The 14,269-nt window shown below is 70.8% G+C and carries 10 protein-coding genes and 3 pseudogenes; 7 read left to right on the top strand and 6 right to left on the bottom strand.

All coding sequences use genetic code 11. The annotated features are described in order from the left end of the window. Positions 1–4: 4 nt before the first annotated feature. From AC061S_RS15880 to AC061S_RS15870, 3 genes and pseudogenes are all read right to left on the bottom strand, one after another. Positions 5–1,365 (bottom strand): annotated as a pseudogene (locus AC061S_RS15880) (IS30 family transposase). Positions 1,366–1,486: 121 nt separating this feature from the next. Further along, positions 1,487–2,362 (bottom strand): annotated as a pseudogene (locus AC061S_RS15875) (IS3 family transposase); the annotation flags it as partial. A gap of 250 nt (positions 2,363–2,612) precedes the next feature. Further along, positions 2,613–2,840 (bottom strand): hypothetical protein, encoded by a 228-nt coding sequence (locus AC061S_RS15870; protein ID WP_478686586.1) that lies wholly within the window; start codon positions 2,838–2,840, stop codon positions 2,613–2,615. 1,092 nt (positions 2,841–3,932) lie between these two features. On the opposite strand from AC061S_RS15870, the pseudogene AC061S_RS15865 reads away from it, so the two are divergent. After that, positions 3,933–4,112 (top strand): annotated as a pseudogene (locus tag AC061S_RS15865) (mismatch-specific DNA-glycosylase); the annotation flags it as partial. Positions 4,113–4,180: 68 nt separating this feature from the next. Beyond that, complete coding sequence (locus tag AC061S_RS15860) at positions 4,181–4,831, top strand: HAD family hydrolase (protein WP_478686641.1); 651 nt, start codon at positions 4,181–4,183, stop codon at positions 4,829–4,831. A gap of 142 nt (positions 4,832–4,973) precedes the next feature. On the opposite strand, the gene AC061S_RS15855 is transcribed toward AC061S_RS15860, so the two are convergent. Together AC061S_RS15855 and AC061S_RS15850 are read right to left on the bottom strand one after the other, a co-directional pair. After that, positions 4,974–5,723, bottom strand: a complete 750-nt coding sequence (locus AC061S_RS15855; RefSeq protein ID WP_478686585.1) for an ABC transporter permease — start codon at positions 5,721–5,723, stop codon at positions 4,974–4,976. A gap of 26 nt (positions 5,724–5,749) precedes the next feature. Further along, positions 5,750–6,661 carry an ABC transporter ATP-binding protein gene (locus AC061S_RS15850; RefSeq protein ID WP_478686584.1) on the bottom strand — a complete coding sequence of 304 codons (912 nt, stop codon included), beginning with the start codon at positions 6,659–6,661 and terminating at the stop codon, positions 5,750–5,752. A gap of 108 nt (positions 6,662–6,769) precedes the next feature. Between AC061S_RS15850 and AC061S_RS15845 the strand changes: the two genes are divergently transcribed. From AC061S_RS15845 to AC061S_RS15835, 3 genes are all read left to right on the top strand, one after another. Beyond that, positions 6,770–7,963, top strand: coding sequence for a sensor histidine kinase (locus tag AC061S_RS15845; RefSeq protein ID WP_478686583.1), 1,194 nt, complete (start codon positions 6,770–6,772; stop codon positions 7,961–7,963). Between the two features lie 4 nt (positions 7,964–7,967). Beyond that, complete coding sequence (locus tag AC061S_RS15840) at positions 7,968–8,618, top strand: response regulator transcription factor (protein WP_327307902.1); 651 nt, start codon at positions 7,968–7,970, stop codon at positions 8,616–8,618. A gap of 129 nt (positions 8,619–8,747) precedes the next feature. Further along, the gene (locus tag AC061S_RS15835) at positions 8,748–9,905 is read left to right on the top strand and encodes an ROK family transcriptional regulator (protein ID WP_478686582.1); all 1,158 of its coding nucleotides are present in this window, start codon (positions 8,748–8,750) and stop codon (positions 9,903–9,905) included. Positions 9,906–10,371: 466 nt separating this feature from the next. Here the strand turns inward: AC061S_RS15835 and AC061S_RS15830 are convergent, their stop codons facing one another. Next, positions 10,372–11,130 carry a GntR family transcriptional regulator gene (locus tag AC061S_RS15830; RefSeq protein ID WP_478686581.1) on the bottom strand — a complete coding sequence of 253 codons (759 nt, stop codon included), beginning with the start codon at positions 11,128–11,130 and terminating at the stop codon, positions 10,372–10,374. Positions 11,131–11,496: 366 nt separating this feature from the next. Between AC061S_RS15830 and AC061S_RS15825 the strand changes: the two genes are divergently transcribed. Beyond that, a complete protein-coding gene (locus AC061S_RS15825; RefSeq protein WP_478686580.1) occupies positions 11,497–12,336 on the top strand; it encodes an alpha/beta fold hydrolase in 840 nt (279 codons plus the stop codon). Positions 12,337–12,473: 137 nt separating this feature from the next. Then, positions 12,474–14,072, top strand: a complete 1,599-nt coding sequence (locus tag AC061S_RS15820; protein ID WP_478686579.1) for an alkaline phosphatase D family protein — start codon at positions 12,474–12,476, stop codon at positions 14,070–14,072. Positions 14,073–14,269: the final 197 nt, after the last annotated feature.

Raw genomic sequence — 14,269 nt, 5'->3', positions numbered from 1 at the left:
GAGTTCAACCGATCGATGCAACACCGGGTTTTTGAAGTGAGCGTAGTTGCTCTTCGAAGACTTCGGCGGGTGTCTTCCACCCGAGGATCTTGCGGGGCCGGCTATTGAGTGCGTATGCGACGGCTTCGAGGTCTTCGGCGGACCACCGAGACAGGTCCGTGCCTTTCGGGAAGTACTGTCGCAGGAGCCCGTTGGTATTCTCGTTCGTCGGTCGCTGCCAGGGCGAGTGGGGGTCAGCAAAGAACACCCGCGTCCCGCTCTCCATGGCGAACTGGGCGTGACCGGAGAGCTCCTTACCGCGGTCCCAGATGAGGGTCTTCCGTAGCTGCTCGGGCAACTTGGTCATCGACTCCGTCAGTGCCGCGTTCATCGCGACGGCCCCGTATCCGCCGAGCGATGGCCCGTTCTTCACATACGGTTCCTCGCCCCAGCCATCCAGCCGTGGCAAATGGACCAAGAGCGTGGACCTGCTGCTGCGCTCGACGAGCGTGCCGATCGCGGACCTACCCGTCCCAATGATCAGGTCGCCCTCCCAATGGCCAGGGACAGCACGGTCGTCGGCCTCGGCCGGGCGCTCACTCAAAACGACGTCAGCGGTGACGTGGCCCTGCCGCTTGTTTCGGGACCGCGTCCTTGGCTCCCGCAGCGCACGGCCCGTGCGCAGACACGTGACCAGCTCGCGCTTGAGCGCGCCCCGGCCCTCGATGAACAGCGACTGGTAGATCGCCTCGTGGCTGATGCGCATGGACTCATCATCAGGGAAGTCGACCCGCAGCCGGCGCGCGATCTGCTCCGGGCTCCATGCCGTCGACCACCGCCTGTCCTGGCGGCGGGGCTTGTTCAGTCCCTTCCACGGCGCCGTCGCAGGACCTGAAACGATCGTGCCGTCGGGCCGACGGATGTCACCGGCGAGCCGGTCCTGCACATACTCACGCAAACGGTCGTTGTCCACGAGCTTCGCCGTCTTTGGGCGCTTCGCGGCCTGCTGCGCCTTCCACTGGGCTACCACAGCGCGGTAGACCGGCTTGCCGCTCCTGGTCGCGGCGTTGCGACGCAGTTCGCGAGAGATCGTTCCCGGAGCTCGCCCGATCGTGCGGGCGATCTCACGCACGCTCTTGTCCTGAGCTTTGAGCAGTGCAATCTCCTCACGCTCGGCGAACGACAGGTACCGGCCCGAGGGCTCGTCCAGACTCAGCGGCGCCATCCCGCCAGCGTGTCGGAACCATCGGATCCCGACCGGTGCCGACACCCGACCCCCTCGGCAGCCTGGACAGAAGTGATCCCCGAGGCGATCAGGCGCCAGAAGTCTCGTTGCACAGCGCGCGATGGCTCAGGCCGGCCCGGTGAGCGCATCGGCGGCCGCATCGCCCTATCCGCAGCCCACTGCCGACGCAGACCTGCTGGCGGCTGCGACGCTTGCTTCCTTGGCAGACCCATTGCACACCTCCATGATCACGAGGTGTTGCGACGACCAGTTGAATTCACCCTGCGATCCGCGATCGCTGTGCAGAATGCATCCGGTGACGTGCTCGCGCCGTGCCACGGCGTTGTCCAGGGCGGTGACAGCCAGGCGGGACTTCATGCGCGTGTCGATGGAGTAACCCACGATCCGCTTGCTGAAGACGTCCTTGATCGCGCAGAGATACAGCTTCCCCTCGTCGGTGGTGTGTTCGGTGATGTCGGTGAGCCACAGCCGGTTCGGGCCAGTCGCGGTGAAGTCGCGGCGGACGAGATCGTCGTGCACCGGTGGGCCGGCCTTCTTGTTCCTGCCGCGCTTCTTGCCGAACACGCTCCACCAGCGGTTGTCCCGGCAGATCCGCCACGCGGTCCGGTCGGCCATGCCGGATCCCGCGCTGCGGGCCTCGTCGGCCAGGAAGCGGTAGCCGAACTCCGGGTCCTCACGGTGAGCGTCGAACAACGCGTTCGCGCGAGCGGCCCGCTCGACCTCGGCATCGGTCACCGGCCGCTCCAGCCACCGGTAGTAGGGCTGTCTGGCGAGCTTGAGGACCCGGCACGTCACCGTGACGGGCACCCCGTCCGCGGCCAGCTCTTTCACGAGCGGGTAGATCCTTTTCCCGGAAGGTTCGCCTGGGACAGGTAAGCCGCGGCCCGCCGCAGGACCTCGTTCTCCTGCTCCAGCAGCTTGATGCGCCGACGCGCTTCGCGCAGCTCCGCGCTCTCCTGGCTGGTTGTTCCGGGCTTGGCCCCGTCGTCGATATCCGCCCGGCGCATCCACTTCCACAGCGTCATCGCGTGGACTCCGAAGTCCGCGGCCACCTGCTCGACCGTCACGCCCGGGCCGCGGCTCCTCGCTGACCCGCACGACATCCTGACGGAACTCTTCCGGATAAGGCTTGGGCACAGCGACATCCTTCCCACCCACCCCACAGGGCAAGCCAGATCAGATGTCACCCGTTCGTGCGGCAGACCCTTATGTGATGTCTTCGGTCTGTCTCAGCCTGACCTGCCCAGACACCACGAAAGCCCCCACCAGGATAGGGGCGGGCATCATTCGCACTCAGCGAGACGACGGGTGCGTGCAACCGCTCTGCCGCCTCTACGAACCCGCGAGGACTCCGGGGCCGCTGGTCCGCAGTTCTAGCGGTCGGCGACTACCTGCCCCCGCCGTTCGGGAAGAAGTCGTGGTCACCCGACATGAGGCTCGTTCCAAGCCCGCCGACGGAGTCGGTGTGGATGGCATCGACAAGGAGCGCGTCATTCGGAGTGAGCCGGACCCGGTTCGTATCCGGCACGGGATCGACCGCGTGTGCTGACGTGGCGACCGACAGGGCAGCCCCCGCGAGGGCGAGGGCTGCAAGGACACGCTTGGTGTTGTTCATTCGCTGCCAACGATCTCGCCCCGCTGACGTCACGCCCGTCTCACAGACACCGCTCCGCGCCTGTCCTGACCAGACCCGTGCGGATGCGGAAGGGTGCGGTGTAGGTGCGCGCGCTGCCCCGAGTAGGTGCGGGTGGTACCCGTACTGAAACCGGGCAGTAGCGACAGTTCGAGTCCGTCCGCCCCGCTCAAGCCCCGCCCCCTTTGCCCGATCCCCGGGTGCCCCGAGCCGACCCGAGCCGGCGGACGCATGTGACGCCTACGGTCTACCTAGCCGCCTGACCTGCCCAGAAACCACCCATGCCCCCACCAGAAGAGGTGAGGGCATCATGCACGCTCAGTGATACGGACGGGTACGCGCAACCGCTCTGCCATCCCTGCCGCCGACTGCAAACGCGCCAGGAGGCCGGGGCCGCCAGTGCCCAGCTTTGGGTCTGGGGGTCGCTCCGCCCCGCCAGCTGCGCGTCTTTGGCTTAGGGTGCGGTACAGACAGCGATAGCCTGAAAACTTCCGGTCACGTTACTGTTGTTCGCGACTCTGACCCTCCACCCCTCCTCGCCTCCGAGGGGGAAACTGCCGACGATCGCACTTCTCTGCTCTAGCTGCGGATCAGAACCGCCCAGGATGTAAGCGCCTCCCCCCGTGACGACCAAACCGGGTGGGCACGCCACCGAGGCGAAGCTGATCCGTCCGGGCATCAGGGTTTCAAGCCTGCCGTAGACCCGGGGATGAGCAGCCAATGACGTTGCGGATGGCTCTCCGCTCTTGCCGGCGCCACTGCCCTGCGCGACAGCAGCAGTTGTTGCCCCGCCTGCGAGAACTGTGACCGCTACAAGGGCAGGGAACCGGAATCGCTTCATTCATCCTCCGCGTGTAGAAATGGTGACGGGACTCCTGAACTGCCCCGCCCATCCTCATTGATTCGCCTTACCCCTCGTTCAGCCCAAACAGAAACGATCCCCCGCCCTCCGAATGGAGGCACCCCATGCCCAGACGACCACGCCCCTCGTGCTCGGTACCCGGGTGCCCCGAACTGACCCGAGCCGGCGGACGCCGGGAGGGCGGATCACCGTCAGTGGCGGTTCAGTAGCTGTTCGGCGAGCGAAAGGCCCAGATCGGTCCCCAGGAGCGCACCATCGGCGCCACCCGCATCTGGGCCCTGCCCAACCCCAGCGGCCTCAACGCCCGCTGGACCGCTGCCTCCATGGCCCAGGAGTACGCCCGCCTCCGCGCGGCCGCCGAGCACCCGGGTCCGGCCGACACCGCGCCTTAGGCCGTCTCTTTTCGGATCTTGCCTGGCCCGCGCTCCCGGTCCGGCGGGCCGCCTATCCTCCGGGGATGATCATCAAACCGGTAGAGCTCGTGATATTCGACTGCGACGGGGTTCTCGTCGACAGCGAACGGATAGCCGCCCGCGTGCAGGTCGCCCTGGGAGCGGAGCTCGGCTGGCCCCTCACCGAGGACGAGGTCGTCGAGCGGTTCATCGGACGCTCCTCCGTCTCCATCCGCGAACAGATCACCGAACGGCTCGGTCCGCGGACGGCCGCCCTCTGGTGGGACCTGTTCGAGGAACGCCACCGGGAGGCGGTGGACCTCGGCCTGTCCCCCGTCGAGGGGCTGCCGGCGGCGCTCGACGCGATCGCCCTACCGACGTGTGTCGCGTCCAGCGGCTCGCACGAGAAGATGCGGCACACCCTCGGCCGCACCGGACTGTACGAGCGGTTCGCGGGGCGCATCCACAGTGCCACCGAGGTCTCCCGCGGCAAGCCGGCCCCGGACCTGTTCCTGTACGCCGCACGGCGGATGGGCGTGGATCCCGCCGCCTGCGCGGTCGTCGAGGACAGCCGGCCCGGCGTGGAGGCGGCCCGCGCCGCCGGGATGCGGGCCTTCGGCTACGCCGGCGGGCTGACCCCCGCCGAGCAGCTCGAAGGCCCTGGGACCGTCGTCTTCGACGACATGTGCAACCTGCCTGCCCTGCTCGCCGGCAGCTGACCCGCCAGCCGGCCGGACCCTCCGTGGCTGCCCGAACGCACCGGATCGGTGGGGAACTCGCCCACCCCACGAACCGGTCGGCCGAGTCGGTCCGTGCTGCCCAGCCACCCCCGCCTCGAGGCCACGGGAGGCCGCTCCGGCGTCAGGCGTCCCGCCGCCGCACCGACAGCCATCCGCCGGTCACCGCGACCAGCGTCCACAGGGCAAGCACGCCGAGACCGGCCCAGGGGGCGAGTCCCACCGAGGTGTCCAGCCGCATCATCATCTGACCGGCACGGTCCGGCAGGTACCCGGCGGCACCGTCGGAAGCCTGGCCGAGCACGAACGACAGGATCAGCACGAAGGGTATGAGCAGGCTCAGGACAGCCGAAGCACTGCGCAGCACCGCCGTCAGTCCGGCCGCCAGCAGGGCCATCAGCGCGAGGTACGCACCGCACCCGAAGATCGCCCGGTAGGTGCCCGGGCTGCCCAGTTCGAGGGTGTAGGGCCCCATGAACGCCTGACCGGCGACGAAGGTGACCAGTGCGGTGAGCTGGCCGACCAGGAAGGCGAGTCCGCCCACCATGGCCATCTTCGACAGGTAGAGCCGCGCACGGTTCGGCACCGCGGTCAGCGACGTCCGCAAGGCGCTGTTGTGGAACTCCGAGGAAAGGGCGGTCGCACCGAAGGCGAAGGCGGCTATCTGGCCGAAGTTGAGGCCGTAGAAGGCCGCGAGCAGAGGGTCCTCCCCCATGCTGCCCTCCTCTGCCGTGCCGGTCAGAGCCGCCGTCAGTACTTGGATGCCCACCGTGGCGGCGAAGACGGCCATCAGCGCCCCGAAGGTACCGCGCAGGGACCGTATCTTGATCCATTCCGAGTGCAGGACGGGGACGGTGGGCAGAGCGGTGCTCATGGGGAAGCCTCCTTGAAAGGAATGGGTCAGCTGGTGGCGGCGAACTGGGCGCTGTCCGCGGTGAGGTCGAGGTAGGCCTGCTCCAGCGAGGCCCGCTCGTCGATCAGTTCCAGCATCGGGATGCCTTCGCGGGCGGCTATGACGCCGAGTTGCTCGGCCTGGATGCCGTCCACGGTCCACCGGCCGCCCTCGGCGGTGACCAGTTCGAAGTCGTCCCGGGCCAGGGCGGCCCGGAGCCGGACGGGGTCCGCGGTGCGCAGCCGGACCCTCGGGGTGCTGCGGGAGTCGATGAACTCCTCTATGGAGGTGTCGGCCAGCAGCCTGCCCCGCCCGAGCACGATCAGGTGGTCGGCGAGGGCGGCGGTCTCGGTCATCAGGTGGCTGGAGACGAGGACCGTGCGCCCCTCGGCGGCCAGGCCCCGCATGAGCTCACGGATCCAGATGATCCCCTCGGGGTCGAGCCCGTTGGTGGGCTCGTCCAGGAGCAGCACCTCGGGGTCGCCGAGCAGCGCGGCCGCTATGCCGAGGCGCTGACGCATGCCCAGGGAGAAGGTCTTGATCCGCCGCTTGGCCGCCGAGGCCATCCCGGACTGCTCCAGGACCGCCTCCACCCGGCTCATCGGAATGCGGTTGGCCGCGGCGAGGAAGCGCAGGTGGTCCCGGGCCGTGCGGCCGCCGTGCGCCGACTGCGCGTCCAGCAGGGCGCCCACCCGGTGGAGGGGGTCGGGGAGTTCGGTGAACCGCCGGCCGCCGATGGTGGCCGTCCCGGAGGTGATCCGGTCCAGGCCCAGCAGCAGCCTCATCGTGGTCGACTTCCCGGCCCCGTTGGGTCCGAGGAAGCCGGTGACGCGTCCGGGCATGACATCGAAGGTGAGGTGGTCCACGGCCCGGGTCCGGCCGAATTCCTTGGTCAGTTCTCGGATCTCGATGCTGTTCATGTCTCAAGGTTCGCCGCCGGCCCCACCCCTCTTCCTCCCCCAAGCGAGGGTTCCTTCTCCCCCACGTGGGGGAGGAGCCACGCCGCCCCGAACTGCAACGATGTGGGGATGCACCGATTGTTCCGCGCCGCGCTCCACCCGGTGACCTACTCGCGCTGGGTCCATCTGTGTGTGCCCATGCTGATGCTGGCCATGTGGATGTTCATAGGGCCCGAGGCTCCGTGGGTGCCCATGCTGCTCGTGATACCGATGGGCCTGCTGCCCTGGATGCGGCTGGCCGAGGGGCTCCAGGCGCAGTTCCTCCTCACTCCGCACGAGCGCACCGCCCAGGGCCGCCGGGAGGCCGAGGAGCAGAGTTTCAGCACCGTCGCCTCCAAGCGATGGAGCGACCGGTGGCGGACCCTGTTGTGGCTGGAGATACGGCTCGTCGTCGGGCTGGTCTCCATGCTCGTCACGGTGTGGCTGCCCGTCCTGACGATCCAGCTGATCAGGACCGGCCTCGGCGGGACAATCACCGAAGACAGGCTGGTGCCCGCAGGCCTCCCCACCTGGGCGGTCTGGGCGCTGGCTCCGCTGCCCCTGATCCTGCTGATCGTCCTCGTGGTCCTGCTCGGCGACATGATCACCGCCATCGCCCGCCGGCTGCTGGGACCCTCGGCCGCCGAGCGGCTCTCCGCGCTGGAGGTGCGGACCGAGCAGCTGTTGGAGCGCACCCGCATCGCGCGGGAGCTGCACGACTCCATCGGCCACGCGCTGACCGTGGCCGTCGTCCAGGCGGGAGCCGCGCGGGCGGCGGGCGATCCGGAGTTCACGGACCGCGCGCTGAGCGCGATCGAGGAGACGGGCCGGGCCGCGCTGGAGGACCTGGACCGGGTGCTGCGCGTCCTGCGGGAGTCCGGTCAGCGGCCGTCCCAGCGGCCCACCCTCGCGGAGGCCGACCGGCTGTTCGAGTCGGCACGCGCCTCCGGCGCCACGGTCGACGCGCAACTGATCGGCCCGCTCGACCAGTTGCCTGACCCGGTGAGCCAGGAGGGCTACCGGATCCTCCAGGAGGCGCTCACCAATGTGCTGCGGCACTGCGGTCCCGTACCGGTACGGGTGCGGATCGGCATGGTCGCCGACCGGCTGGACCTGGAGGTGACCAATCCGCTGCCGGACCGGCCCTCCGTCACGACCGGCGGCGGCACGGGACTGCGCGGGATACGGGAGCGGGCCGCGCTGCTCGGCGGGGAGACCGAGACCGGTCTGTACAAAGGGGGTTGGAGGGTGCGTACCCGGCTGCCGCTGGAGCGAATACGCTGACCGGATGCCGGTTACCGTACTGCTCGTCGACGACGAACCCCTGGTGCGCGCGGGTCTGCGCGCGGTCCTGGACGCCCAGCCCGACATCGAGGTGATCGGCGAGGCCGCCGACGGAGCCGCCGTGGTCCCGCTCGTGCGGCAACTGCGCCCCGATGTCGTGGCGATGGACGTGCGGATGCCGCTGCTCGACGGGATCGAGGCGACCCGGGCGGTCCTGCGGAGCGTGGACTCGCCGCCGAAGATCCTCGTGGTCACCACCTTCGAGAACGACGAGTACGTCTACCAGGCGCTGCGGGCCGGCGCGGACGGGTTCCTGCTGAAGCGGGCCCGCCCGTCGGAGATCGTGCACGCGGTCCGGCTGGTGGCGGAGGGTGAGACGCTGCTCTTCCCCGCGGCGGTCCGCTCGCTGGCCGCCGAGTACGGGAACCGGCAGGCCCGGACGGTACTGGAGCGGGCGGCGCTGACCGAGCGCGAGGAGGCCGTGCTCCGGCTGATGGCGAAGGGGCTGACCAACATCGAGATCGCCCGCGAGCTGATCGTGGGCACCGAGACGGTGAAGTCCCACGTCAGCGCGATCCTGGCGAAGCTGGGGGCGCGGGACCGGACCCAGGCCGTGATCACCGCGTACGAGTCCGGGTTCGTCGCTCCCGCATGACCGTGCTCCCGCATGACCGACCCCCCAGGGGAAGGGCGGATTCCGGACGATGGGGGGCTACTTCTCGCCGCCGCGCCCGGTGCGCAGTACGATCCGGCTGACAAGCTCGCTAGCTGGGAGGACACAACGTTGGGGCAGCTGACCGGCGGGGACCCCTCTCTGCTGCGGCGGATCAACTCCGCCGTGGTGCTGCGGGCCCTGCGCGCGGCCGAAGCGCCGACGCTCACTGACCTCACCCGGGTCACCGGACTCTCGCGACCCACCGTCGAGGGAGTCGTCGAAGGGCTCATCGGGACGGGTCTGGTCGTCGAGGCGGGCGCGGAGGAGGGTGCGCGGCGCCAGGGACGCCCGGCCAGACGGTTCCGCTTCCGCGCGGAGGCGGGGCACCTGCTCGGCGTGGAGATCGGCGCGCACCGGATCGCGGTGCTGCTGTCCGGGCTGGACGGCCGGGTGATCGGCGCCGGCACCAAAGAGGTCGCCGAGACGGCCTCCGCCGACGAGCGGCTCGAACGGGTCCGCGGTGCGGTGGCCGACCTGCTGCGCCGCGCCGGGGTACCCCGGGACTCCCTGCGGGCGGTCGGCGTGGGCAGCCCCGGGATCGTGGAGGCCGACGGCACCGTCCGGCTCGGCACGGCCCTGCCGGGCTGGACCGGGCTGCCGCTCGGGGAACGGCTCCGGCGCTCCTTCCGCTGCCCGGTACAGGTGGAGAACGACGCCAATGCCGCGGCGGTCGCCGAGCACTGGAAGGGCGCCGCGACCGAGACCGACGACATGGTCTTCGTGATGGCCGGGCTCAGCCCCGGAGCGGGCTCCCTGATCGGGGGCCGCCTGCACCGCGGGTTCGGCGGGGCGGCCGGGGAGATCGGCGCACTGCACCTGCTGGGACGCGAGGTCACCCCCGAGAAGCTGCTGTCGACGAACGGCGAACCGCTGCACCCGCTGGACGAGCGGGCGGTGGCGGAGGTCTTCGCCATGGCCAAGCGCGGCGACGGGCAGGCCGTGGCCGCGGTGGACCGGTTCATCCAGCGGCTGGTCCACGACGTCGCGGCGCTGGTCCTGGCGATGGATCCGGAGCTGGTCGTGGTCGGCGGCTGGGCGGCCGGGCTGGACGGGGTACTGGACCCCCTGCGCCGGGAACTGGAGCGGTACTGCCTGCGCCCGCCGCGGGTGGCGCTTTCCCTGCTGGGCGAGGCTGCGGTGGCCACGGGAGCGTTGCGGCTCGCACTGGACCACGTGGAAGAAGAACTGTTCGCGGTGGAGAAGACGGTCACCGCCCGCCGCCGCTGATCACCTCCGGGGGGCGGTTCGCGAACCGGTCCGCGCGGCCGCCGACCGCTCCGCGGGCTGCGGATCCGTGTGCACGCCGCCGCTCGGGGCCCCGCACGCCCACCCGGCACACCCGCCCGGCGCGCCCACCCGCCGCGCCGCCACCCTGCCGGTCTCTGCGGGGCGAGGTCCCCTACCCGCCCTGCGCCCGTTCCACGGACGCTGCCCGGACCCGTTCCTCAGGTGCCGGACAGGCGGAGCGTGACCCGGCGCTGCGCACAGGTCCCGGGGCTCCGCCTCAGCCTCCGCACGCGAAAAGCGCCCCCAGCCACCGCTGGAGGCGCGTGCACTACGCGGTTGCTCGCACCCCGGAGCGCCTCATCGGCGCACATCGGCGCGCCGAAGACCGGCCCGCGGCTCGCCCCGGACGGGGCCACCACCCAGTGGCGGCCCCGGTCGTCACCGGTCGCTCCCGGTCGTCAGCGGGTCAGGACGCGACCCGCGTGTCGTGGGTGATCTGCACGTCACCCGAGTCGCCGAAGGTCAGTCGGCAGGTGTCCGCCCGGTAGGTGGCCACCGAGACGGCCGCCGTGCCCGCCACCGTGAAGTAGCGGGTGGTGACCAGCAGGACCGGCGCGCCGGGCAGGCGGTCCAGCTCCTTCGCGTCGTCGGCGCGGGCGGAGCCGAGCTCCACCGAGCGGTCCTGTCCGTCGAGGACCTGCTTCTGCAGCTCGCGCATGACGGCGCGGGCGCGCGCCGGACCGGCCGGGGCGTCGATCGCGGAGAGGCCCGGCACCGACGAGGCCGGCACGTACAGCAGCTCGGCGGCGAGCACCTGGCCCTGCTCGACGCGGGTCCGGCGCACCGCGAGCACCAGCTCGCCGGGGGCGGTCCCGAGCAGCTTCAGGACGGCGGGGCCGACCACGGCCTCCGCCGCGTCCACCGGCTCCCATCCGTCGACGCTCTCGCCGGGCCAGCTGTGCTGCGCACTGCCGACCTCGACACCCACGCGCGGCGGGGCGACGGTGGTGCCCACGCCGCGGCGGCGCTGGAGGCGGCCTTCGAGCTCGAGCTGCTCCAGGGCCTGGCGCAGGGTCGCCCGGGCGACACCGAAGCGGGCGGCGAGCTCGCGCTCGTTCGGCAGGACCTCGCCCACGGCGAAGTCCTGGTCGAGCGCCTCGCTCAGGACCGTCTTGAGGTGCAAGTACTTCGGCTCAGGCACCGATTCGAGCTGCGTGGTCCCCACCCTGACTCCTCCTGCTATCGCCGCACTCGCCGTGTTCCAGCGGGAGTTCCGCGCCTTTGTTTATTAAAGGTTCCTGCACTATGCCTGCGACGATAGGACGGCGCACCCCCTTGGTCAAGACCAATGCTCATCCCTTTGCCGGGCAGATCGGGCATATGCATCAAGCTGTTCACGGGATGTTCGCGAGCACCGCGAATGACCCCGCGAAAGACCCCGCGGAAGGCCCCCCGAAAGATCCCGCGAAAGACCCCGCAAAAGTCGAAGTCCCGCCCCCAGGGGCTACCGGGCGGTAACCGGCCGAGAGACACTACTGACAAGCCGTCTCACACGGCCGCCGAAGCCGCCCGACCCCCGACGAGGAGCAGCATGACCGCCACGGTCTCCTTCACGATCGATTCGCCACTGGGCCCCCGCACGACCACCGCCGCCTACGAGCGCAAGGGCGCGGGCGAGCCGCTCCTGCTGCTGCACGGCATCGGCCACCACCTCCAGGCCTGGCGCCCCGTGACCGACGTCCTGGCCGCCGAGTACGACGTGATCGCCATCGACCTGCCCGGCTTCGGCGTCTCGGAGCCGCTGCCGCACGGGGTTCCGTACGATCTGGGCACCGTCGCCTCGGCGCTGAGCGCGCTCTGCGGGGCGCTCGGAATAGAGCGGCCGCACGTCGCGGGCAACTCACTCGGCGGGCTGCTCGCCCTGGAGATGGGCCGCGTCGGCCTGGCGCGCTCGGTCACCGCCCTCTCCCCCGCCGGCTTCTGGTCGGAGGGCGAACGCCGCTACGCCTTCACCGCGCTCCGCGCCATGCGCGCCGGCGCCACCGCGCTGCCCCACTCCGCCGTGGAACGGCTCGCCCGCAGCGCCGCCGGACGCGCCGCGCTCACCGGCAGCATCTACGCGCGCCCGGGACGGCGCTCCCCCGACGCCGTGGTCGCCGAGACCGTCGCCCTGCGCGAGGCCACCGGTTTCGAGCGGACCCTGGCCGCGGGCGGTTCCGTACGGTTCACCGCGGATCTGCCGGGCGTGCCCGTCACCATCGCCTGGGGCAGCCGCGACCGGCTGCTCCTGCGCCGCCAAGGCGTCCGCGCGAAGCAGACCATCCCCGGCGCGCGCCTCGTCAGGCTTCCCGGCTGCGGCCACGTCCCCATGAACGACGACCCGGCGCTGGTCGCGCGCGTCATCCTGGACACAACCAGGCTCGCACGATGAGATCTTGACGGAGCGTCAGCCATGCGCATCAGTGTTCACGCATGGTTCGCGTGCGCGACGCGGGCGGTCCGGTGTGCGGCCGGTGTACGGCGACACACTGGTCCGGCCCGTCCCCGCCGGCCTCTGGAGACGCACCGATGGCCCCTCTGCCGCACACCCGACGCTCCCTGCTCGGCGGTTCCCTCGCCGTTCCGGTGGGCCTCGCCCTGTCCACCGCCCTGACGGGCGCCCTGACCACTCCCGCCCACGCCACGGCGCCCGCCTTCGCCCGCTCGGGCCGCCCGAACGCCTTCTGGGGCGTCCAATCCGGCGAGATCACCGCCCACTCGGCCACCGTCTGGACGCGCTCCGACCGCCCCGCATGGATGTACGTGGAGACCTCCCCGAGCGAGTCGTTCCGCTACGCCGTCCGCCGCCACCGCGGCCCGCTGCTCGGCCCGGACACCGATTTCACGGGCACCACCACCCTGCGCGAGCTCCCGCCGGGACAGCAGATCCACTACCGGGTGCTCCTCGCCGACCCCGACGATCCGCGCCGCACCGGCGAGCCGGTCCACGGCACCTTCCGGACCACCCCCGCCTCCCGCCGCCGCGACGTGCGCTTCCTGTGGTCCGGGGACCTCGCCGGTCAGGGCTGGGGCATCAACCCGGAGCTCGGCGGCTACCGCGTCTTCGACGAAATGCGGCTGCGGGACCCCGACTTCTTCCTCTTCAGCGGGGACACCGTCTACGCCGACGGGCCGATCCAGGCCTCCGTACCGCTGCGCGACGGAACCCTGTGGCACAACGTGACCACCGAGGAGAAGGCGAAGGTCGCCGAGACCCTCGCCGAGTTCCGGGGCAACTTCCGCTACAACCTGCTCGACCGAAACCTGCGCGATTTCAACGCCCAGGTGCCGGTCCTCGCCCAGTGGGACGACCACGAGGTGCGCAACAACTGGTATCCCGGCCAGATCCTCGACGATCCCCGCTACACCGTGAAGGACGTCGACACCCTCGCCGGCCGGGCCCGCCGGGCCTTCGGCGAGTACTTCCCGGTAACCGACCTGCGCGGCGGCCGCACCGAGGGCCGGATGTACCGGGTGATGCGCTACGGCCCGCTGCTCGACGTGTTCGTCCTCGACATGCGCACCCACCGCAACGCGAACTCCCCCGGCCGCCAGACCGACGACCCCGTCGGCATCCTCGGCCCGGAGCAACTGGCCTGGATCAAGCGCGAGCTGTCGCGCTCCCGCGCCACCTGGAAGGTCATCGCCGCCGACATGCCGCTGGGCATCGTGGTGGCCGACGGGGCCGCGAACTTCGAGGCCGTCGCCCAGGGCGACCCCGGCGCGCCGCTCGGGCGCGAACTGCAGATCGCCGAGCTGCTGCGGCACATCAAGCACCAGCGCATCACCGGCACCCTCTGGCTCACCGCCGACGTGCACTACACGGCCGCGAACCACTATGCGCCCGAGCGGGCCGCCTTCACCGACTTCGCGCCCTTCTGGGAGTTCGTCTCCGGCCCCATCGGCGCGGGCGGATTCCCCGCCGGCCGGCTGGACGCCACCTTCGGCCCGGAGATGACGTACGTCCAGTCCGCGCCCTTCCCCAACATGTCCCCGTCCGAGAACCCTCCGTACTACGGGGAGGTGGAGATCGACGGGGACGGCGGCGAGCTCACCGTCCGGCTGCGCCGCCAAGGGGGCGGCGTACTCTTCACCCGGACCCTGCAGCCCGGTCGGGTGGGGCAATAGGGCGACGCCACCAATCCGGGCCGGGCCAAGCCGGACCAGGCCGGGCCGAGTCGGGCCGAGTCGGCCGACAAGCCGGCACGCCCGGCGGGAGCCGTCCGACAGCCCACCGACACGCCGAGAGCGGCCCGCCAAGACGCCGGGATCTGAAATCAGCCGGAAAACCGGGCGAAATCGGCCAGATGGATCCTTAACCAGTC

The organism is Streptomyces sp. CA189 (genome assembly GCF_056428985.1).
This window is presented reverse-complemented; position numbering and strand designations above follow the sequence as displayed.